At 73.4% G+C, this 21,551-nt stretch carries 12 protein-coding genes; 2 read left to right on the top strand and 10 right to left on the bottom strand.

Going from position 1 to position 21,551, the window contains the following annotated elements:
- Positions 1-34: 34 nt before the first annotated feature.
- The 8 genes from AQJ27_RS30550 to AQJ27_RS30515 form a co-directional block, all read right to left on the bottom strand.
- Entirely contained in the window at positions 35-1,231 is a 1,197-nt protein-coding gene (locus AQJ27_RS30550; RefSeq protein WP_067375606.1) for a glycosyltransferase, read from the bottom strand.
- Entirely contained in the window at positions 1,232-2,038 is an 807-nt protein-coding gene (locus AQJ27_RS30545; RefSeq protein WP_067375604.1) for an alpha/beta fold hydrolase, read from the bottom strand.
- A gap of 1 nt (position 2,039) precedes the next feature.
- Complete coding sequence (locus tag AQJ27_RS30540; protein ID WP_067375602.1) at positions 2,040-2,387, bottom strand: acyl carrier protein; 348 nt, start codon at positions 2,385-2,387, stop codon at positions 2,040-2,042.
- Positions 2,377-6,882: a type I polyketide synthase gene (locus AQJ27_RS30535; RefSeq protein WP_067375965.1), complete on the bottom strand. Its 4,506-nt coding sequence runs from the start codon at positions 6,880-6,882 to the stop codon at positions 2,377-2,379. Before AQJ27_RS30535 ends, AQJ27_RS30540 begins: the two co-directional genes overlap by 11 nt.
- A gap of 44 nt (positions 6,883-6,926) precedes the next feature.
- On the bottom strand, positions 6,927-14,087 hold the full coding sequence (locus tag AQJ27_RS30530) for a type I polyketide synthase (protein WP_067375600.1): 7,161 nt from the start codon (positions 14,085-14,087) through the stop codon (positions 6,927-6,929).
- Positions 14,088-14,774: 687 nt separating this feature from the next.
- Complete coding sequence (locus AQJ27_RS30525) at positions 14,775-15,497, bottom strand: FAD:protein FMN transferase (RefSeq protein ID WP_067375598.1); 723 nt, start codon at positions 15,495-15,497, stop codon at positions 14,775-14,777.
- Positions 15,498-15,501: 4 nt separating this feature from the next.
- Entirely contained in the window at positions 15,502-15,954 is a 453-nt protein-coding gene (locus tag AQJ27_RS30520; protein WP_067375596.1) for an FMN-binding protein, read from the bottom strand.
- Between the two features lie 10 nt (positions 15,955-15,964).
- On the bottom strand, positions 15,965-17,302 hold the full coding sequence (locus tag AQJ27_RS30515) for a ferredoxin reductase family protein (RefSeq protein ID WP_067375961.1): 1,338 nt from the start codon (positions 17,300-17,302) through the stop codon (positions 15,965-15,967).
- A 91-nt stretch (positions 17,303-17,393) separates the two neighbouring features.
- Here AQJ27_RS30515 and AQJ27_RS30510 point away from each other — a divergent pair, with 91 nt between their 5' ends.
- Together AQJ27_RS30510 and AQJ27_RS30505 are read left to right on the top strand one after the other, a co-directional pair.
- Positions 17,394-18,158, top strand: a complete 765-nt coding sequence (locus AQJ27_RS30510) for a response regulator transcription factor (RefSeq protein WP_067375594.1) — start codon at positions 17,394-17,396, stop codon at positions 18,156-18,158.
- Positions 18,155-19,648, top strand: a complete 1,494-nt coding sequence (locus tag AQJ27_RS30505; protein WP_167552131.1) for a sensor histidine kinase — start codon at positions 18,155-18,157, stop codon at positions 19,646-19,648. Before AQJ27_RS30510 ends, AQJ27_RS30505 begins: the two co-directional genes overlap by 4 nt.
- A gap of 51 nt (positions 19,649-19,699) precedes the next feature.
- Here the strand turns inward: AQJ27_RS30505 and AQJ27_RS30500 are convergent, their stop codons facing one another.
- Complete coding sequence (locus AQJ27_RS30500) at positions 19,700-20,422, bottom strand: alpha/beta fold hydrolase (RefSeq protein ID WP_067375592.1); 723 nt, start codon at positions 20,420-20,422, stop codon at positions 19,700-19,702.
- Positions 20,423-20,454: 32 nt separating this feature from the next.
- Positions 20,455-21,426: an alpha/beta hydrolase gene (locus AQJ27_RS30495; RefSeq protein ID WP_067375590.1), complete on the bottom strand. Its 972-nt coding sequence runs from the start codon at positions 21,424-21,426 to the stop codon at positions 20,455-20,457.
- Positions 21,427-21,551 lie beyond the last annotated feature (125 nt).

Below are 21,551 nucleotides of genomic sequence, written 5' to 3'. Positions count from 1 at the left end.
GTCGGCGGCCGGTGCTTGCTCGTGCCGTTGTCGTTCACGCGCCGCCTCGTGCGCGCGTCACGGCCGACCCGGCCGGCAGTGCCGCGAGGCGGGCGGCGGCGGAGGCGCTGCCGCCCGCGGCGCGGAAGGACTCCCCGACGGCCTCGGCCGCCTTCCGGTGGCCCCCGGCCGGGTCGAGGACCGTCTCGACCGCCGCGCGGATCCTGGCCGCGTCGGCGCGACCGAACCGCAGCCGTACCCCGGCGCCCGCGTCCACGACCTGCCCGGCGACGATCGGCTGATCGTCGCGGATCGGCGCCACGACGAGCGGGACACCGTGCCACAGCGCCTCGCACACGGTGTTGTGCCCGGCGTGGCAGACGACCGCGTCGAGCCGTGGGAGAAGGGCGAGTTGGGGAACGTGGGCGCGCACGAGGACGTTGTCGGGGACCGGGCCCCCGACGAGGCCGCCGGGATCGACGAGCACCGCCCGCACTCGGCCCGCCAGCCCGCCGAGCGCCTGCGCGGCCGCGTTCAGGAAACGGGCCCCGGCGTCGTTGTTGGCCGTGCCGAGGCTGACCAGGACGGTGGGCAGAGTCGACGCGTCCAGCCAGTCCCAGGGGAAGTCGTCGCCGCTCGCGGGGCGGGCGGCGACGGACGGGCCCACCAGCCAGACCCGGTCGGGCAGTTCGGCAGGGCCGAGCAGCGCGCGGGTGGTGTACGCCAGGACGCCGTGCGGGGAGAAGCGGGGGTCCGCCGAGCCGGCCCCGTCGCAGATCCGGTTCCGCAACCGGGCCAGCAGCCCGTCCAGCCACGCCGCGACCTTCGGCATACCGGCCAGCGGGTCGACGAGTTCGGCGGAGGTGGTGGCCGAGGTCACCCAGACGCGCCCGAGGGACTCGGCGACCAGCGCACCCGCCACCGCCTGCTGGTCGCAGACGACGACATCGGGGTCGTACGCCTCGATCGCCGCCCGTACCCCGGGCGCCATCGCGTCCGCCAGCGGGACGAGGAAGCCCTCCCAGAGGAACTGGAACGCGGCCGGCCCCTTCAGGTCGGCGGGCCGGGAGAGCCCGTCCTCGGGGAGGGCACAGGGGAAGACGACGGCGTCGGACCCGACGAGAGCGCGGACGAGTTCCGGGTGGCCCGCCCACGCGACCTCGTGCCCGCGCCCGGCGAGTGCCGCCGCGGTACCCACGGCCGGGTTGACGTGCCCGACCAGCGGCGGCACCACGAACAGGAACCGGCCCATCTAGCGGGCCTCCCCCAGCGCGTGCGCCTCCTGGCCGAGCAACAGCCAGTCGCGTACGAGGGCGTACGTCTGTGCGGTGGCCTCCACCAGCACCGAGTGGCCGAGGTCGGGCAGGACGACCGTACGGCAGTGGGGGAGCGAGGCCTCCAGCATCCCGGTCTGCGCCGACAGCTTGGACGCGCCGCCGAAGATGGCGAAGACCGGGCAGCGGATCGCGGACAGGTCCTCGTCGAGGAGGGCGCTGAGCGGGATCTCCTGGGCGAGCGCGGTCTCGTCGAGCACCCGGCCCGCCGCCCGGAACGGCCGGGCGTTGCGCTCGCCCGGGTTCTCCCGCAGCCACTGGGTGACCTGCTGGACCACCAGTCCGCCCTGTTCGCCGACCAGGCCCTCGTACATGTTCCGTGCCCACGCCCGGGCCGGCGGTTCCGCCTCGATGGCGATGACGCTCGCGACCCGCTCGGGGCGGGCGGCGGCCATGGCGTACGCGACGGCGCCGCCGAAGGAGTTGCCGACGAGGTGCACCGGACGGTCGATCACCAGCGCGTCCAGCAGTCCGTCGAGGTCGTCGACGAAGTCCTCCATCCGGTAGCCGGTCGGCGGCCGGGAGGTCTTGCCGTGCCCGCGCAGGTCGTACATGACGACGTCCAGGCCCTCCTCGGCGAGCCGCGGCGCGAGGCTGAAGTAGTAGCTGGCGAGGCTGTCGATGAGCAGACCGTGGATGAGGACCACGACGGGGCGCGCGGAGCCGCTGTCGTGGCCCAGCCGCTGGACGTGTACGTCGATGCCGTTCACCCGCATCGTCGCCATGTCAGCCCACCTCCGCGACGGCCAGTGAGTCCACGACGTAGCCGACGAGATCGCCGACGGTGAGCGCGATGATCTCCTCAAGCCCGCGGTCGGCTATGAACGCGGCGAAGTTGACGCGCTCGCCGTAGAACTCGCGCAGCTGGGCGGAGAGGGTGACGAGGTCGATGCTCTCCAGCTCCAGGTCGTCGTGGAAGGACGTGTCGAGGGTGATCTCGGAGTCGTCGAGCCCGTACTCCTCCAGCACGGTGCGCAGGATGGCCGAGATGTCGGCGAGCGCGGTCGCCGCGTCGGGCGCCGAGGTCCGTCCGCTGTCCGACTGGCCCACGGGACGGTCGAGTTCAGTGGTCATCTTCGTTCTCCTGATCGTTGACTGCCGTCCAGGCCACGACGTACTCCTTGCCGGGCCCCGCGGACGGCCGGGGGGTGGTCAGCGCACAGTGCCGCACGCGGTACTCCTCGCCCGCGGTACGGACGGTCAGCCGGTCGTCGTCGACCGAGGTGATCTCGAACCGCTTCGGCTCGCCGCCCAGTCCGGTGCCGCGCGCCTTCGCGACGGCCTCCTTGGCGGCCCAGAAACGGGTGAACCAGAGCCGTTCGGGGGCTGCCCCCGGCCGGTGGACGAGTGACGTGAGCAGCTCGCGTTCGGCGGTGGTGAGGGCCACGGCGAGGGTGCCCTCGGGGCGGTCGGTGACTTCCTCGATGTCGATGCCGCAGGGCCCCTCCCTCCTGGCCATCGCCACGGCCGTCTCGCCGCGGTGGGCGATGGAGACGTGCAGTTCGGGCAGGGTCCTGCCGTAGCCGCCGGTCACGAAGGGGCGGCCGGCCGGATCGTTGCCGACCCTGACCTCGGCCGGGTAGAGGGGGCCCGCCCCGGCGTCCCACATCACGTTCCGTACGGCGTCCTTGGCGGCGATCCGGCCGAGCAGCCACTGCCGCCGGCCGCGCGGGGCGTGTGCCGCGTACCGTTCGCGTTCCTCGCCCGCCAGGATGTTGCGCATGATCAGCTCGCGGGTGGCCAGATCGGGCCACTCCTCGTGGACCAGCGCCCAGCCGCCGGGCTGCATCCGGGACAGCGTGTACCGCTCGGGCTCCCGGTCCACCTCGCGGATGCGCGGATTGCTGTCGAACCGGCGGTCCTGCCAGCCGCTGAACTCCGCCCACACCCGCCCTCGATGGACCAGCTGCATGTCCGCCTCGAGGGTGGCGTCGGTCACGGAGGTGATCCGGATCAGGCACTCCAGGCGCTCGCCGGGAGCGGGGTGCGGGCCGTGGAAGCGGATCTCCTTCATGCCGACCGGAAACACCGTCGTCCGCACCGGCTGCCGGGCCATGATCCAGTAGCCGAGGAGCTGCCCCACGTTGTCCAGCAGGGCGCCCGGCGCGGGCGGGGTGACGAGCACCCCGCGTACGTGCCGGTCGCCGACCGCGGTCAGCTCGGCCAGGCCCTGGAAGCGCGGGCCGTGGAACATCCAGCGGCGCGAGTACAGCTCCGCCGCGGTCAGCTCGGGCTTCTCCTCCCGCGCGGCGGGAAAGGTCCAGGGCTCCGGAGGCGTGAACCGGGGCCGATCCTGGGCGAGTTCGACCACGGCCCGGGCGTACGGGCCGAGTGAGGCGGTGACTCTGTCCGGGCCCTCGGGGACGATCCGTACGGGGATGTCGACGGCCGGAGTGGCGGTGATCCACTGGTGCAGCCGTACGTCGTGGACGGCCACCGCGCGCCGGCCGGGCGCGGCCCGCTCGGCGAACTCCATGAGGTGGGCGATCACGGTGGTGCCCGGGACCACGGGCCAGCGGTCGGCGGGATCGGCCTGGGCGGGCTGCCGGAAGAAGCAGTGGTCCAGGAGGTACGGCATGGTGTCGACGGAGACGTGGAGGGTCGCTTCGAGGGGCTGGGGCTGGGGTTCGGGGGTGGCGGGCTCGGCCGTACGAAGGCCGGTGCCGTTTTTCGGGGGCGTGCCGCCCGTACGGGGGCGGGGCGGGGATCCGCGTCCGCGTCGCCCCGCCGTCACCACGTCCGAGGCGAGCGCCGTCGCGTCCCGCAGCAGTGCCGACAACTCCGCGCCCAGCGGGCCCTGTTCCGCCAGGGCCGCGGCGTCCTGGGGCGTGGTGTGCCGCGGCCGGGCCAGCGCGGCGCTCAGCCGCTCGCGGGTCTCCGGGTCCAGCGAGACGTTCGCGCCGCCCAGGTCCAGCCGTACGGGACGGCTCGGACGGCGTACCGTACGGGCCGGTGCGACGGTCGAGGCCGAGGTCCTGCCCAGCAGCGGGACGAGGTCCGGCGCGGCCCCGTCCGCCCACAACGCGCTTGCCACACGGTGGAGTTGGGGCAGGCCCGGGCGGTGCGGGGAGTGGGCGGGGACCACGAGGTGGTCGCGGCCGTGCAGGGTGTCGTCGATGAGCGAGCCGAGCTGCCCCGCGCCGAGCTGGACGAACGCCCGGAAGCCCGCCGCGTACATCGTCTCCACCAGGGGCCGGAAGCGGACCGGCTCCAGCAGGTGGCGGATGAACAGCTCGCGGATCGCGGCCGGTTCGTCCGGGTAGGGGGCGACGGTCGTCGCGGACCACAGGGGCAGCGCGGCCGGATGCAGGGTGTAGGCCTCGGCGGCCTTCCTGATCGGATCGAGGTAGGGCTCCAGCATCGGGGTGTGGAAGCCGGAGCGGAACGGCAGGATCTGCGAGATCACCGCCCGGGCCCTGAACACCCCGACCAGTGCGGCGACGGCGGGCTCGGGGCCGCAGATCATCGACTGGTTGGGCGCGTTGTCGTGGGAGAGGACCACGTCCCCGCGGCCGGCCAGCTCGGTCAGTACCACCTCGGCGGGGGCGCCGATCGCGGCGAAGGCCAGTCCGGGGACGCTCAGCGCGTCGGGGTCGAAGTCGGCGAGGAAGGCGTCGACCTCCTCCGGGGGGTGGATTCCGGCGGCGGCCATCGCGGTCCACTCGCCGAGGCTGTGCCCGGCGAGCGCGTCCGGGACGACGCCGAGGCGGCGCAGCGCGGTGTCGAGGAGCCGGCCGAGCTCGAAGACGCCGGTGCCCTGCCGGCCCACGTCCCCCACGGTGGCGTCGGTGACGGCGCGCGACCAGGGCAGCCCGAAGTGCCGTGCGATGTCCTCGGAGTTGGGCGCGAACTCGGCCTCGAGGCCGGGGAAGACGAACGCGAGCCTGCCGCCGCCGGGGCCCAGCAGGGGGCGCGGCACGAACCACACGTCGCCCCGACCGCGCCACCCCCTCCTCTTGGCGACCGCCTTGCGGGCCAGCGCCAGCCGCTTGGCCGTCGGCCCGACGACGGCGAGCCGCACCGGATCGGCGGTGGGGACGCGTTCGTCGAGACCGGCGCTGATGATCGCGGAGTCGGAGCGGTCGAGGAGCGCGGCCATCGCCTCGGGTGTCGGCGCGGTCAGCCGCAGTACCGGCTCCGGCTCGTACACCTCGGCCGGCCGCCGCGCGACCGCGACCTCTTCGAGCACGACGTGCGCGTTGATGCCGCCGAACCCGAAGGCGTTGACGGCGGCCCGGCGCACCGGCTGCCGGTCGTCGGTCCGCCAGGGCAGGGCGGCACCGATGGGCGTGAACCGGGTCCGGGCGAGCGCCGGATGCGGGTCGTCGCAGTGCAGGGTCGGCGGGAGCACCTGGTGGTGGACGGCGAGTGCGGCCTTGATCAGCCCGGCGACGCCCGCCGCGGGCATGGTGTGGCCGATCATCGACTTCACCGAGCCGATGACGGCGTCCGGCACGTCCGGCGCGTCCCCCGGGATGTCCGTCGGCGGTGGTCCGAACACCTCGGCGAGCGTGGTGAGTTCGGCGCCGTCGCCCGCCGGGGTGGCGGTGCCGTGTGCCTCCAGAAGGCCGATCGAGCCGGGGGCGGACGGGTCGAGCCCGGCGGCCTCCCATGCCTGGCGGACCGCGCGGACCTGGCCGCCGGAGTCCGGCGCCATCAGACTGGTCGTACGTCCGTCGGAAGCGACGCCGGTGCCGGTGATCGCGGCGTAGATCCGGTCGCCGTCCCGCTCGGCGTCGGCGAGCCGCTTGAGGACGACGACACCGGTGCCCTCGCCGATCAGCACGCCGTCCGCGCCCCGGTCGAACGGCCGGATGCGCTCACTGGGGGAGAGCGCGCCGAGTTGGCTGAACACGCTCCAGAAGGTGATGTCGTGGCAGTGGTGCACCCCGCCCGCCAGCATCACGTCACAGCGCCCGCTGCCGAGTTCGCGCACGGCGTGGTCGACGGCGATGAGCGAGGAGGCGCAGGCGGCGTCCACGGTGTAGGCGGGCCCACGCAGGTCGAGCCGGCCCGCCAGCCGGGACGCGGCGAGGTTGGGCACGAGACCGATCGAGGACTCCGGCGCCTCGGGCCCGAGCCGGTCGGTGAACGCCTGTCGCACCGCCTCCAGCCGGTCGGCGCCGAGGTCCGGCAGCAGCTCGCCCAGGGTGCGCACGAGCTGGCTCGCGGTCCGCACCCGCTGGTCGAGCCGGACCAGGCCGGGGGTGAGATAGCCGCCCCGGCCGAGCACCACACCGACCCGGTGCCGGTCGGCGGGCAGTCGGTCGGCTCCGCCCGCGTCGGCGAGGGCCGCCGCGGCCACCCGCAGCGCGATCAGCTGGTCGGGCTCGGTGGCCGGGACCGCGGCCGGCATGATCCCGAACTCGGTCACGTCCACCTCGGCCAGCTCGTCCACGAAGCCGCCGCGCCGGCAGTAGACCCGGTCGGCGCGGGGCTCGGCGCCGGGCGCGTAGTACTCCTCGGCGTCCCAGCGGCCGGGCGGCACCTCGGTGATGGCGTCGACACCGGAGACCAGGTTGTGCCAGTACGTGGCGAGGTCGGGGGCGCCCGGGAACAGCACCGACATGCCGACGATGGCGATGGGTTCGGCGCGGGGGCCGGTCACCTCGGTCACCAGCCCGACGCCGTGTAGACGACGGCGGTGTCGCCCTCGGGTCCCCAGGCCAGCTCGCGCAGCAGGCTCATGGTGCCCTCGTCGGGGTCGATGAGCTGGATGCCGCGGCCCGCGTAGTGCCGCATCAGCTCGGGGGTGACCATGCCGTGGTTGCCGTCGCCGGTCGGCGCCCATGGACCCCAGTGGACGGTCAGTCCGCGGCGGCCGGTGGCGGAGTCCGCCCAGCGGGCGCCGAGGGTCTCCAGGGCGTCGTTGGCGGCGGCGTAGTCGGACTGGCCGCGGTTGCCGAGGGTCGCGGCGATGCTGCCGAACAGCACGGCGAACCGGGGGCCTTCCCCGTCCGGCAACTCGCTCAGCGCGGCCAGCAGTTCGCGTGCCCCGTCGACCTTCGTACGGAACACCCGGTCGTAGGACCGGGGGCTCTTCTCGGCGATCAGCTTGTCCTCGATCACGCCCGCCGCGTATACGACGCCGTCGATTCCCCCGTGCTCGGCGTGGATCTCCTTCACCGCCCGGCGCACGGCGTCGCCGTCCAGCGCGTCCACGGCGCGGTAGCGGACCTCGGAGCCGAGGGCGGCGAGGGTGCGCAGGGTGGCGCGCACCTCGCGTTCGGCCTGGATCCGGCCGATCGCCCGCTCGATCTCGGCGGGGACGCGCAGCCCGCCCGCGATGAGCGCGCTCCGCAGTTCACCGGCGGTGCCCGCGGCGGCGAGGGCGGGATCCTCCGCGCCTTCGGGCAGGGCGGTGCGGCCGAACAGTTCGATCCGGCAGCGGCTCGCGGCGGCCAGGGTCGCGGCGAACCGGGCGGTGATCCCCCGGGCGCCGCCCACCAGCAGGACGACCGAGTCGGCGTTCAGGCCGAGCGCGGCGGCCTCGGCGGCACCGTCCCCGGCCGGCCCCGCGCCCGTGCTGCCGAGCAGACCGAGCCCCTCCTCGGCCATGCGCAGTCCGCGCCTCGTGCCGGGGGAGCGCAGGACGACCGGCTCGTGGCCCGGTGCGGTGAGCTCGGCGACCAGCTCCGCGGCGATGTCCTCGGGCGCGGTGCCGGGCGCGTGCTCGACGACCCGGGCGACCGTGTCGGGGTACTCCCGTGCGAGGGAGCGGAAGAAGCCGCGCAGCCCGGGGGAGGCGCCCGCGGCCAGCACCCACCGCGGGTTGCCCGCCAGCAGCCGCTGATAGGCGGGGAAGACGTCCGGCAGGGCGGGCGGGGCGTCCGGCGCGACGACGTGCACGATCCCGTCGAACTCTCCCTCGGCCGGGGGTTCTTCGGCGGTCACCGCATGGGCACCGTGCACGGTCAGGCGGGCGGTCAGCGCCTCGGCGACCGGTCCGGAACCGAGCAGCAGGAAACTGCGGCCGATCAGCAGGTCACTGGAGGGCACCGGATCGGCGGGGGCGAGGTCGAACTCCCGCATCACGAGACGCTGGGGCGCCACGACGACGGGTTCGGGGGCGGCCGGACCGGCTTGCGGGCCCGCGGGTTCGGCCGCCTCACCCCGGGCGCCCGCCACCAGCGCGGCGATGCTCGCGGCGGTACGGGCCTTGGTCAGCTCTTCGACGTCGGTGTCGCCGGTGGTGGTGAGGCCGAGGCGGGTGGCGAGTTCGCCGGCTATCTCGGCTCTCTTGATGGAGTCGACGCTGAGGTCGGCTTCGAGGTCGAGGTCGGGTTCGATCATGTCGACGGGGTAGCCGGTACGTTCGCCGATCACGTCGAGGACGACGGCGAGGACGGATTCGGCGGTCGGGGCGGTCCCTGCGGCGGGGGCGGAAACGGGCGCCGGGGCGGCTCCCGGGCCGGTCACCCGCTCGACCAGCGCGGTGATCGCGGCGGCGGTACGGGCCTTGGTCAGTTCCTCGACGTCGGTGTCGCCGGTGGTGGTGAGGCCGAGGCGGGTGGCGAGTTCGCCGGCTATCTCGGCTCTCTTGATGGAGTCGACGCTGAGGTCGGCTTCGAGGTCGAGGTCGGGTTCGATCATGTCGACGGGGTAGCCGGTGCGCTCGCCGATCACCTCGAGCACGACCGACAGCACCGAGCCACCTGCCGGTACGGCCACCGCGACCGGTGCGGCGGCGGGCAGCGCGGTCACCGTGACGGGAGCGTCGGTGTACGTGATCGGGGCGGGGGTCGCGGGACGTACACCCGGATCCGCTCCCAGGTACCCCAGCATCACATCCCGCTGCGCCGCGATCATCTCCCGGCTCGTGCGCAGGAACTCGCTGATCAGGGCCTCGGATCCGGTGGCCGCCGCCACTGGTCCGACGGGGCTGCTGTGGGTCACGAGGGCCTCCGGGACGCGCTCGGCGGGGTGGAGTGCGGCGGCGGGGATCACGCCGTCCGCCGTACGGATCAGATGGCCGTCGACCGTCCACGCGGCGCGCCTGGGACGCGGGGCGCGGGCGTCGGCGGGGACCGCGTCCCGGCCCTGGAAGAGCCACGCGGTCCTGATGTCCGCACCGGCGACGGCCAGGTGGGCGAGCGCGGCGAGGAACCCGGCGAGACCGGCACGTCGGCCCTCCTCCAGGGCGACCGTGCGGTGCGGCCGGTCGCCGAGGACCGCACCCACCAGCCGGGTCAGCACCGAGCCGGGTCCGGCCTCGACGAAGACCCGGGCCCCGGCCTCGTACATCGCCTCGACCTGGTCGGCGAACCGGACCGGGGAGCCGATCTGCGCGGCGAGTTCGGACCGGATCTCCTCGGGATCCCGTGGGTAACGGGTGGCCGTACGGTTCGACCAGACCGGGAAGTCGGTGGGCGCGAACGGGACTTCGGCGAGCACCTCGGCGAAGGTCTCGCCGGCCGCCGCGACCAGCGGGCTGTGGAACGCGCAGGCGACCGGGATGCGCTTGGCGCCGAGCCCCTGGGCGCGCAGTCGTTCCACGGCGGTGAGGACGTCCTCGGTGGGACCCGAAATGACCGTCTGACGGGGCGAGTTGCGGTTCGCCGTCACCACCGAACCGGCCAGGCCCGCGGCGGTGAGGGCCGCCGTGACCTCCGGTTCGCCCGCGGCGACGGCGGCCATGGTGCCGGGGTCGCCCTCGCCGGTGGCGCGCAGGATGGCGGCGGCGCGTTCACGGCTGGTGCGCAGCAGCGCGTCGGGGGTGAGGGCGCCCGCCGCGGCCAGCGCGGCCAGTTCTCCGTAGCTGTGGCCCGCGGCCATCGCCGGGCGCACTCCCGCCCTGGTCAGGAGCTGGAACGCGGCGAGCCCGGTCAGGCCGAGCGCGGGCTGCGCGACGGTGGTGTCGGTGATGCGCTCCTGCTGCTCCTTGCGGCCCGTCTCGTCGAAGGCAGCGGGCGGGAAGAGGACACGGGCCGTCGTCTCGTCGAGCCGCAGGTGGCGCTGGAGTTCGGGGAAGGCGACGAAGAGTTCGGCGAACATCCCGGGGCGCTGGCTGCCCTGCCCGGGGAAGAGCAGTGCCACGTCACCCGTCTCGTCCTCGTCGGCAGCGAACAGGCCTTCCTTCGGCGCGTGTTCACCGGCGACCGCGCGGCGCAGCAGTGCCGTCAGCTCCTCGGTCGACCCGGCGACGAGGGCGATCCAGGTCCGGGCGCCACGGGTGCTTGCGGTGCCTGCTGTGTCTGCGGTGCTTGCCGTGCCTCCGGCGTTCCGGGTGCCTCTGGTGGTGGCGGCCTCGGCGCGCCGGGACGCGGCGAGCGCGAAGTCCCGCAGCCGCCACGGCTCGTACGGCCCGGGATCCGCCTCGACGAGGGCGAGGAGGTCGGAGGCGGCCCGTACCGCCGTCGCCCGGTCCGCGCCCCGGAACGTGAAGAGCTCGGCGGGCCAGTGCTGGGCCGAGGTGACCGGCGGCGGCCCGCCCTCGTAGGCCCGCAGGACGACGTGGAAGTTGGTGCCGCCGAATCCGAAGGCGCTGACCCCGGCCACCCGTTCGGCCGGGGCGGCGGACCAGGGGCGGGCCTCGGTGTGGAAGGAGAACGGGCTGCTCTGCGCGTCCCAGGCCGGGTTCGGCTCGGTGAGGTGCAGGGTCGGCGGCTTCACACCGGTGTGCAGGGCGAGCGAGGTCTTGATCAGTCCGGCGAGTCCGGCCGCGCACTTGGTGTGCCCGATCTGCGACTTGACCGAGCCGAGCGCGCACGCGCCGGGCGGAGCCCCGGCCTCCTCGAACACCCGGGTGAGGGAGCCGAGTTCGGTGCGGTCGCCGACGACGGTGCCGGTGCCGTGCGCCTCGACGAGCCCGACCTCGGCGGGCGAGATGCCCGCGTTGCGGTAGGCCCGGGTCAGCGCGTTGTACTGGCCCTCGGGCCGGGGCGCGGTCAGGCCGAGCGCCCGGCCGTCGCTGGCGCTGCCGACGCCCTTGATCACCGCGTACACCCGGTCGCCGTCCCGCTCGGCGTCCGTGAGCCGCTTGAGGACGACACAGCCGACGCCCTCGCCGAGCGCGATGCCGTCGGCCGCGCTGTCGAAGGGCGCGGAGCGGCCCGAGGGCGAGAGGGCGTGCGCGGAGGCGAAGAGCAGGTAGTCGTTGATGCCGTTGTGCAGGTCGGCGCCGCCGCACAGCACCAGGTCGCTCGTCCCGCTCGCCAGCTCCTTGCACGCCACGTCGACGGCGGTGAGGGAGGAGGCGCAGGCGGCGTCCACGGTGTAGTTGGCGCCGCCGAGGTCTAGGCGGTTGGCGATCCGGCCCGCGATGACGTTGGCGAGGATGCCGGGGAAGGAGTCCTCGGTGAGCCTCGGCAGCCGTTCGTCCAGCGCGGGCGGCAGGCTGCCCAGGTAGGCGGGCAGGACGGAGCGCAGGGTCATCGCGTTGGAGAGGTCGCTGCCCGCCTCCGCGCCGAACACGACCGACGCGCGGGCCCGGTCGAAGGACCGGCTGCCGTAGCCGGAGTCCTCCAGGGCGCGGCGCGCCGCCTCCAGGGCGAGCAGCTGCACCGGCTCGATGGCGGGCAGCGAGGCGGGCGGAATGCCGTACCGCAGCGGCTCGAAGGGGATCTCGGGCAGGAAGCCGCCCCAGCGCGACGGGGTCTTCTCCCCGGCGCCCCGCGGGTCGTGGTAGAGCTCGGCGTCCCAGCGGGTCGCGGGCACCTCGGTGACGGCGTCCTCGCCCGCCAGCACGTTCGCCCAGAAGGTGGCGAGGTCGGGGGCCCCGGGGAACATGCAGGCCATGCCGACGATCGCGATGTCCAGCGGCTCGGGGGAGGGTTCGGCGACGGGTTCCCCGATGCCGAGGGCCTCCCGCCGTGCCGCCAGGAAGCCGGCCGCCCCGGTGGTGACCGAGGCGTGCAGCTCGGCGACGGTGGTGACGGCGGAGCGCAGCACGGCGACCTCGCCGGCCATGAACATGCCCTCGGCGAGCTGTCTGTCCTCGCCGACCGCGCTCAGCCCGCCGTCGACCCGCTCGATGCCCTTGCTGGCCAGCCGCAGCCGCCCCACGTTGAGCCGCTCCAGCTGCTCCCAGGCCTCGCGGCCGGGTGTCCCGCGGGCGGCCAGGTCCTTCTTGACCGCGGCGAACTCGTCGGTGAACGCGCTGTGGACACAGCGGGTGGCGTGCCCGGGCGCGGTCTCCAGGAGGTCGGTGCGCTCGGCGTCGATCACCTGCCGCTGGAACAGGGGCAGCACCGCGCCCGCGCTCACGGCCTCCTCGGTGAACAGGTACGCCGTGCCCATCAGCACGCCCACGGCGGCACCTCGCGCGCTCAGCGGCGCGGCGAGCGCGGTGACCATGGCGGCGGAGCGCTCGTCGTGCACTCCGCCCGCGAAGAACAGTTGGAGTTCGGTGGCGGTGCCGTTCTTCGCGCCCGCCAGGAAGTCGTCGAGCACGCCGAGCTGTGCCTCCCACAACGGGAAGCTGGCCCGCGGCCCGACATGGCCGCCGCACTCGGCGCCCTCGAAGACGAACTTGCGCGCGCCCGCTTCCAGGAACTGCTTCAGCAGCCCCGGCGACGGCACGTGCAGGAAGGTGGAGATGCCCACCTCCTCCAGCGCGGCGGCCTGCGCGGGACGGCCGCCTGCGATGATCGCGTGGGACGGGCGGATCTCCCGTACGACCTCCAGTTGGGCCGCCTTGATCTCCTCGGCGGCGAAGCCGAGGACGCCGACGCCCCAGGGCGCGTCGCCGAGCGCGTCCCTGGTCTGTTCCAGTACGGCGCGGGTCTGGTCGGCGCCGGACAGCGCGAGCGCGATGAAGGGCAGCCCGCCGTGGCCGCTCACCTCGGCGGCGAACGCGGCCTGGTCGCTCACCCGGGTCATCGGCCCCTGGGCGACCGGCAGTTCGCTTCCGAAGGGGCGGCTGACCGAGCCGTCGGGGCCGAGCGAGGCACCCGCGTTCCTCGCCGAGTCGGGAGCGGGGCCCGCGCTCTTCAACGAGTCGGGACCGGGGCCCGCGCTCTTCAAGGCGTCGAGGACGGCGTCCCGTACGCCCCGCACCGCCGCGTGGACGGTGCCCCAGCGCTCCTGGAAACGGGCGGCGAGGAAGCCGTCCTGACCGATCTCGGGGGCCGGTGTGCCCTCTGGGGCACCCCGGCGCCGTACGACTCGGCGGCCGTCCTCCACGGTGGTCTCGGAGCCGTCGAGCCCGGCGAGCAACGCGGAGGTCCCGGCGGGCAGTTCGGCCTCGGCCTCGGCGAGCAGGGCGAGCTGGGTGTCCAGGACGACACCGGCGCCGCCGCCCGCGACGACGGCCGCCGCGGTGTGCCGGCCCGCGCCGCCGCAGGCCCAGACCGGAAGGTCCAACTCGTCTTCGTCGAGGAGCTGTTGGAGCAGCACGAAGGTGCTCAGTTCGCCCACGGGACCGCCCGCCTCGTGGCCCCGGGCGATCAGCCCGTGTGCCCCGGCCGCGGCGGCGCGTAACGCCTGGGCGCGGCCGGTCACCTCGACGAGTACGCGGTGGCTGGGGAAGTCCGCGGGCGTGCAGGAGGCGTCGGTGGTCAGCAGGACGGTGTGGACGCAGGCGGGGAGATCCCGCGCGGGAAAGGCATCGTTGTCGCGGAGCCGTACGCCGAAACCGGCGGCCGACCATTCCTCGGTCAGCGCGAGTTCCGCCGCCGCCCGGCGCCCGCCCGCGGTGAGGTCGAGCACCCCGAGACCGCCCGCCCGTACGGCGGCCGCCGTGACCCGTGCCGAGGGGACGGCGAACGGGTTCAGGGCGATGACGATGTCCTCTACGGCAAACAGGCCGGAAGTATCGAACTTCGACACAGGCACGCGAACGCTCCAAATCGCACGAGGGTGAGGATTGGTGGGGGGAGAGCGGAGAGCGCTTGCGCTTCACAACAAGCCGTCAGCCGATGTGAAGCACGCTCATGCTTATTGCGCATCCCCGTGAAAGTCAAACTCTCAAGGAGGCCGCCATTACCGGACGTAACACGGTCGACACAGCCGCCGCCGAGCCAGGTGCGAGCTGGCAACAGAGGCCTTGTCCGGGGGAGTTGGCGGGGACGGTGACCGCTGGTCGGTCGGCTCCGCGACCCCGATTCGGCCTGCGGCAACGCCTGCTGACGCAGTGTCGAACGCGGGGTCCACTTCGATCTTGCGGAAACGAACTGTTTCCCCCGCTGTAAATTGAAACTTTTATTAGTTCCCCTCTTCATAATCAAAATTCACGTGAGGTGGAAGGGTGGGATTTCGGTACTTGAGGGTGAATGGCCACGATTCGTACTCGCCGGTAAGTTGGCTCATTTCAACAGCACAGCCCGGCCGCGGGAGCGGCCGGGCTGTGGCTGGATCCGAAGGTGCCGGGGTGGGTCACTCGGCGTAGAACGTCGCGTCCGCCCTGGCGAGCGTCGTGTCGGCCGGGCTGTGTGTGGAGCAGGTAGTCGTAGTGCCGGAGGTAGCGGCCGGCGCCGCTGTACGACTCGAACGAGACACCGGAGGCCGAGCTTCGATCGAAAGCTATCCGGCCACGGGAAGCCCCGCCGTACGCAGGACCCTGCGTTCGGCGTCGACCGCGAACACCTCGCACCCCTCGCGCGACGCGGCCCACTCGACGCCCTCCGCGCCCATCGCGAACGCCGCCGTCGCCGTCGCGTCCGCCGCGGTCAGTGACGGCGCCACGACGGTGATGCTGAGCAGCCCGGTGGCCGGGCGGCCGGTGCGCCCGTCGAGGATGTGGTCCCCGCGTTCGTAGCGCGCGGAGGTCGCCACCGCGCCGTCGGTGATCTCCAGCACCGTGCACAGCCGGTCGGCCCGCTCGGGATGGCGTACGCCCACCCGCCAGGGACCGCCCGCCGCCACCACGTCACCACCGGCGTTCAGACAGAACCGGGAAGTCCCCCGACCGCTGAGGAGGTTCGCGGCCCGCTGCACCGACCAGCCCTTCACCATCGCGCAGGGATCCAGGCCGCGGCCGGGCAGCCGCACGTCGAACGCGCCGCCGGTCGCGACCCGGTACTCCTCGCACAGGCCGAGGACCTCGGTCAGGTCCGGGCTGAGCTCGTGGGGGGTGAGCTCACCCCGGTCGAGCCGGGACACCTCGCTGTCCGCACGGAACGGGCTGAAGCGGGCGTCGACCTCGCGCAGCCACGCGAACACGGGGTCCGCGGTCTGCTCGGACGCGCTCTCGTCGTCGATCCGCAGCGAGACCGGGAACCCCATGACCTGTTCGACGCGCCGCATCCCGCTATCCCTTCGCGTCGAGTGCGGCCTGCAGCGACGTGACGTATCCGTCGCTGGTGATGGTGGCGCCGGACACCGCGTCGATGTCGGCGCTCTGCGCCTGGAGCGTCTCCTGGATCAGCTTCGGCACGGCCGCCGTGGTCTGCGGATGGTTCGGCTGCTGGAGCATCCGCACCGAACTGATCTTGTCGCCCTCGAAGGTCACCTCCACCTGCACGGCGCCCTTGGAGGTGTTGACGGTCGAGCCCTGGACGACTCGGGAGGCCGAGGACGAGGCGGACGAGGAAGGCGACGAAGAAGATGAGGAGGACGAAGAAGAGGACGAAGAAGATGAAGACGGAGTCGAGGCGGGCGCGGCGACCTCGGTGGTCGTCGTCGTACCGCTCGACGGGGCGTAGCGCCACAGCGGGATCAGACCGGCGATGGACAGGGCCAGTACAGGCAGTGCTCGTTTCACGGTGTCCCTCTCATCCCGCCAGGCTGAAACGCTCGAAGTGGATCTGCGGCCCCGGCACGCCCAGGTCGCGCAGGGTGCGCAGCACCGCGCTCGTCATGGCGGGCGGCCCGCACACGAAGACGTCCCGTTCGGCGACGTCCGGCACGAGCCGCGCGAGCTCGCGCGGCGCCAGCTTGTCCGGTGTGGCCGGTCCGGTCACCACGTGCAGCTCGGCGCCCTTGGCATGCGCGAGCTCCCGCAGCTCGTCGAGGAGCACCGCGTCCCGGTCCGTGGCCACCCGGTAGATGAGCACGACATGGTCGTGCAGGTCCTCCAGCAGGGCCCGGATCGGGGTGATGCCCACGCCGCCCGCGACGAGCAGGGTCTCCGAGCGGGTGCGGTGCAGGGTGGTGAAGGCGCCGTAGGGGCCCTCGGCGAAGACTCGCGTGCCCACCTTCAGGTGCCGCAGGGCCGCGGTGCCCTCGCCGGCCGTCTTCGCGGTCAGCCGCAGCCGGTTGCCGTCCGGGGCGGCCGACAGGGAGAACGGGTTCGCCTGCCACCAGCGGTCCTTGGTCAAGAACCGCCACAGGAAGAACTGTCCCGCCCGTGCGGGCAGCAGGTCGAGGTCGCGCCCGGTGACGTAGATCGAGACGACGTTGTCGGACTCCGGGACGACGGCCGAGACCCGCAGCTGGTGGCGCAGGTTCCGCCACACCGGAAGAACCACCCGGCCCAGGAACACCGAACCGAGCGCCACGCCCCACAGGCCCCACCAGTAGGCGGTCGCCGCGGACGAGGTGGTGAAGGTGGTGCCCACCGCGACCTGGTGCGTGAAGGCCAGCACCACCGCGACATACGTGTAGAGGTGGATGAAGTGCCAGGTCTCATAGGCCAGCCGGCGCCGCGCGAAGCGCGCCGACACCCCGCCGATCACGAGGATCAGGGCCAGCGCGACGATCGCCCGCAGCACGCCCTCGGTCGTCGTGGCCAGCTCCACCAGCTCGTCCCAGAAGGACGCCGACGCCGCACCCGCGTAGCCGAGGGTGATGAACAGCGCGTGCGACAGCAGCGTCCACAGCAGGCCGAAGCCGACCCAGCGGTGCCAGGAGGTCAGCCGGTCCATGCCGATCCGGTGGTCGAGCCACGGCAGGCGGGCGACCAGCAGCAGCTGGAAGGCCATCAGGAGCGCCCCGTACAGGCCCGCCAGCCGGCCGAGCATGATCAGGGTGTCCGAGCCGGGCCCGGCCTGGAGGAAGAACACGGTCACGACGGCCGCGTTCGCGGCCAGCAGGGCGTACAGCCCGGTGCGGGCCACCACCTTCGGGCGTATCGCCGTCGGGGGCGGCTGGACACGTTCGACAGTGGTCACGGAGAGCAGCTCCTCGTTCGGGTGTGGGGACACCGAGCCTGCCCGGTGAGAGCTGTCGTTTTCCTGTCGCTCAACTTTCAAGTGTTTATCGATGTGGATCAGAGACGCCGGCGGCTATGGCGTCGGCGGCCACGTCACGCACTATGAGCGGGTGGAAAAAGTGCGCCTCCTGGTCGTGGACGACGACCCTCCCATCGCCGACCTCGTCGCGACGGTCGCCCGCTACGAGGGCTGGGAGGCGATGACCGCGTACTCCGGAGAGGACGCGCTGCGCCGGGCCGCCGAGTTCCACCCCGACATCGTGGTGCTCGACCTGATGCTGCCCGGCCTCGACGGGTTCGGCGTCCTCGACCGGCTGCGCCGGTCCGGGACGATGGTGCCCGTCGTCTTCCTCACCGCCCGCGACGGCGTCGCGGACCGGGTCGCGGGCCTCACCCGAGGCGGCGACGACTACCTCGTCAAGCCGTTCGCCGTGGAAGAGCTCATGGCGCGACTGCGGACCGTCCTGCGGCGCGCCGCGGGCCCCGGCTTCCAGCGCTCCGTGCTCCAGGTCGCCGACCTGACGATGGACGAGGACACCCGCGAGGTGCGGCGCGCCGACCGGCTGCTCACCCTCACCCCGACCGAGTACGAGGTCCTGCGCTACCTCATGCGCAAGTCGCCGACCGTCCTCACCAAGGCCCAGATCCTCGACCACGTGTGGGAGTACGGCTTCGGTGGCCGCTCCAACGTGGTGGAACTCGTCGTCAGCCGGCTGCGCCGCAAGCTCGACGGCAACGGCGAGTCCGACGGCGGAGAGTCGCTCATCCACACCGTGCGCGGCGTCGGCTACGTGGTGCGGCAGGTCGCCGAGTGAGCGGCTCCGGGACCGGCGGCGCGCTGCGCCGTCTGCGGGGCGCCTACCGCCGGACACGCCTGGGCACCCGGCTGGCCCTCGGCATCGGCGTGCTGTCCCTCGTCGTGTTCGCCGTCGTCGGCACGGCCCTGACGACGTACATGAAGGACTACCTGGAACGTCAGCTCGGCGAGCAGATGAAGGTCGTCCAGGTCACCCAGTCCAAGGACGCCCAGGCGCACGGCATCGTCCAGCGGCGGCCCTACTACGGCTGGTTCACCGCCGTGTACGACGTCCAGGGCCGTACGGCGGTCCTGCGCAAGCCCGCCGACGTCCCCGCCGACACCGCCGAGCTCACCGCCGTCGCCCAGGCCTTGCCGGACGGAGGTGACGCGCACCTGCTGCGCACCGCGCACATCGCGGGGGAGGGCACGTACAAGCTGCGTGCCTGCGAGGTCGAACCCGGGGTCGTCCTCGTCACCGCGGCGCCCATGCAGGACATGCAGGCCACGATGCGGCAGCTGATCACGGTCCAGGTCGTCACCTTCGCGCTCGCCCTGCTCGGGCTCGTCGTGATCGGCCGGACGGTACTGCGGCGCGGGCTGAAGCCCTTCAGCGACATGGCCCACACCGCCCGCGGCATCACCTCGCACAACCTCACCGGCTCGGCGGGGCTGGAGGTGCGGGCCGGGGGCGGGCGCGGTGGACCCGAGGTCGAGGAACTGCGCACCGCGTTCAACACCATGCTGGAGCACATCGACGACGCGCTCGCCGTCCGCACCGAGGCCGAGCAGCGACTGCGCCGGTTCGTCGCGGACGCCTCGCACGAGCTGCGTACGCCCCTGATGTCGGTACGCGGCTATGCGGATCTCTTCCAGTACGCCGCCGCCAACGAGCCCGAGGAACGCGAGAAGCACCTGGCCCGGCTGCGTGCCGAGGCCGCCAGGATGGGCGTACTCCTCGACGACCTGCTCCTCCTCGCCCGCCTGGACGCCGCCGAGGTGGAGACACCGCTGCGGCTGGAGGACGCGGACCTGACGGAACTGGCGCGGGAGGCCGCGGACGCCTTCCGCGCCGGGCGAGGGGAACACGTGCTGTCCGTGACGGCCGGCCCCGACCCGGTGCGCCTGCGCCTGGACCCCCTGCGTATCCGGCAGGTCCTCGACAACCTGCTCACCAACGCCGCCATGCACACCCCGGCGGGGACGAAGGTGCGCCTGGAGGTGTCGGCCACGGGGGCGGGGCAGGCGGTGCGCGTCGGCTCGTCCGGCACGGCGGTCGTGCGGGTCTGCGACTCCGGGCCCGGGATCCCGGCCGCCGACCAGGAACGGGTCTTCGACCGGTTCTACCGCGTCGACAAGGCCCGCAGCCGCGACCGCGGCGGCAGCGGACTGGGCCTCGCGGTCGCCCGCTCACTGGTCCGGGCACACGGCGGCACCATCGAAGTGACCAGCCGCCCCGGTTCGACGACGTTCACGATCCGGCTCCCCCTCCCGCCCGCGCTCCCGTGACCACGGGGGAGTACGTCCACACGGCCGCCGTCGGCTCGCTCGGCCGGTCTCTCAGCCGGTCGCGCGGAGCGCGTCGCGGATCAGGTCGGCGACCAGCTTCGGCCGGGACACCGCGACGGCGTGCGAGGCGCCCTCGACCTCCAGGATCGTCGCTCCCGCACGCTTCGCGCCGAAGCGCTCGACCTCGGGGTTGATCGCCTGGTCCGCGGCGGCGACCAGCGCCCAGGACGGCTTGGTCTTCCACGCGGCGGCGGTGGCCGTCTCCGTGAACGCCCCGGCGGCGAGCGGACGCTGGGCGACCGCCAGCACCCTGGTGACGTCGGCGGGGACGTCCGCGGCGAAGACGGACGGGAACGCCTCGGGGACGATGGTGACCTCGACGGCCGGGGCACCGCCCTCGACGGGATACGTGGCCTGCTTCAGGCTGCTGCCCAGCGGCGAGTCGGGGAAGCGCCCCTGCAACTCGCCCAGGCTCTCGCCTTCCTCGAGGACGTACGCCGCGACGAAGACCAGGCCGACCACGTTGTCCGCGGTGCCCGCGACGGTGATGACCGCGCCGCCGTAGGAGTGCCCGACCAGTACGACGGGGCCGTCGATCTGCGCGGCCACCGAGGCGATGTACGCGGCGTCGGAGGCGAGGGAGCGCAGCGGGTTCGGCGGCGCGACGACGGGAATGCCGTGGTTCTGCAGTTCCGCGATGACGCCGGACCAGCTGGCGGCGTCGGCGAAGGCGCCGTGCACGAGCAGGGCGGTGGGGGTGGTGTTCCCGGACATGAGTGTTCTCCTTGTCGGTCTTGTGGACCCGGTCAGCCCGCGTGCAGCGCGGTGTGCAGGGTGCGGGTGGCCATCGTCAGCGCGGCCTCGGCGGCGTGGGTGCCGCGCAGGGCGTTGAGCATCACGAAGTCGTGGATGATGCCCTGGAAGCGGACGGCGGTGACGGGCACGCCGGCCGTACGCAGCTTGTTCGCGTAGGCCTCGCCCTCGTCGCGCAGGACGTCGGCCTCGCCGGTGATGACCAGGGCCGGGGGCAGGCCGGTGAGCTGCTCGGTGGTGGCGCGCAGCGGCGAGGCGGTGATCTGGGCGCGGTCGGCCTCGTCGGTCGTGTACTGGTCCCAGAACCACTGCATGCCGTCGCGGCGCAGGAAGTAGCCGGTGGCGAACTGGTGGTAGGAGCCGGTGTCGAAGTTCGCGTCGGTGACCGGGTAGAACAGGACCTGCTGGAGCAGCGGGACATCGCCGCGCTCCTTGGCCATCAGGGTCAGCGCGGCGGTCATGTTGCCGCCGACGGAGTCGCCGGCCACCGCGAGGCGGCTGCCGTCCAGGCCCTTGGACGCGCCCTGCCGCACGACCCACTGGGCGACCGTGTAGTTCTGCTCGATGGCGACCGGGTAGCGGGCCTCGGGCGAGAGGTCGTACTCGGGGAAGACCACCGCGGCCTCGGCGCCGACGGCCAGTTCGCGGACCAGGCGGTCGTGGGTGTGGGCGTTGCCGAACACCCAGCCCGCGCCGTGGATGTAGAGGATCACCGGGAGGGTGCCGGTGACGCCGGCGGGCTTGACGATCCGGGCCCGGACGCTGCCCGTGGGACCGCCCGGGACGGTGACCCACTCCTCGTCGATGTCCGGCATCTCGATCTCACCGGACTGCACCTCGTCGACGGCCTTGCGACCCTCCGCAGGGGCGAGGTCGAACAGGTACGGCGGATTGGCGGTGGCTTCCGCGAAAGCGGCGGCGGCCGGTTCCAGTACAGGCTTGACCGGCTCTACGGCGTCGGACATGGGAATCTCCTGAAGCGTCGTTCCTGGGTGCGAGGCCGGGCGATGCTCCGGCCTCGCAGCCACGCTAGAGGCGCGGTGCGGGCGTGAATGGTCCGTCAGCGCACGGCCGTTGAACTCACAGCGCC

The sequence above is a fragment of the Streptomyces olivochromogenes genome (assembly GCF_001514115.1).
GTDB lineage: Bacteria > Actinomycetota > Actinomycetes > Streptomycetales > Streptomycetaceae > Streptomyces > Streptomyces olivochromogenes.
This window is presented reverse-complemented; position numbering and strand designations above follow the sequence as displayed.